This window comes from Mesorhizobium sp. M7A.F.Ca.CA.001.08.2.1 (assembly GCF_003998455.1).
Classification (GTDB): domain Bacteria; phylum Pseudomonadota; class Alphaproteobacteria; order Rhizobiales; family Rhizobiaceae; genus Mesorhizobium; species Mesorhizobium ciceri.
Window position 1 is genome coordinate 1 of sequence record NZ_RZPW01001205.1, and the last position, 1,087, is coordinate 1,087.

The 1,087-nt window shown below is 62.1% G+C and carries 1 protein-coding gene; it reads right to left on the reverse strand.

Annotation, left to right across the window (positions count from 1 at the left end):
- Positions 1-1,087, reverse strand: a 1,087-nt coding sequence (locus EN914_RS36215; RefSeq protein WP_127389726.1) for a carboxyl transferase domain-containing protein, incomplete at both ends; no start/stop codon positions are given.

Here is a 1,087-nt window from a genome sequence, read left to right on the forward strand (position 1 = left end):
GCGCGGTGAATAGGCGCGGCCGCACATGCCGTAATTGCCGGCGCCGAACGAACCGCCGATGATGACAGTCACCTTCGGCACCCTGGCGGTGGCAACCGCCATCACCAGCTTGGCGCCATCCTTGGCGATGCCGCCTGCTTCATATTTTCGACCGACCATGAAGCCGGTGATGTTCTGCAGGAAGACCAATGGAATTTTGCGCTGGCAGCACAGTTCGATGAAGTGCGCGCCCTTCAGCGCGCTTTCGGAAAACAGCACGCCGTTGTTGGCGATGATGCCGACCGGCATGCCATGGAGATGGGCAAAGCCGGTGATCAGCGTGGTGCCGTAATTCTGCTTGAACTCGTCGAATTCGGAACCGTCGACGACGCGCGCGATGACCTCGCGCGCGTCATAGGGCTGGCGCAGGTCGGTCGGCACGATGCCATAAAGTTCATCCGCCGGATGAAGCGGCGGAATCGCTCTCCTAGAGTTCAGGCTTACAGTCTTGTTCCGATTCAGGTTCTTGACGATGCGCCGGCAGATGGCGAGGGCATGGTCGTCGTCCAGCGCATAGTGGTCGGCAACACCGGAAAGCCTGGTGTGCACATCCGCACCGCCGAGATCCTCGGCACTGACATCCTCGCCCGTCGCCGCCTTCACCAGCGGCGGGCCGCCGAGGAAGATGGTTGCCTGATTGCGCACCATGATCGTCTCGTCGGACATCGCCGGCACATAGGCGCCGCCCGCCGTGCACGAACCCATGACGCAGGCGATCTGCGGAATGCCTGATGCCGACATGTTGGCCTGGTTGTAGAAGATGCGGCCGAAATGCTCGCGGTCGGGAAACACCTCGTCCTGGTTGGGCAGATTGGCGCCGCCGCTGTCGACGAGGTAGATGCAGGGAAGATTGTTCTGCAGCGCGATCTCCTGCGCCCGCAAATGCTTCTTCACGGTCAGCGGATAATAGGTGCCGCCCTTCACGGTGGCGTCGTTGACGACGACCATCACCTCGGTGCCTTCGACGCGGCCGATGCCGGCGATCATGCCGGCCGAAGAGATCTCCTCGCCATACATCGACCATGCCGCGAACTGGCCGATCTCGAGG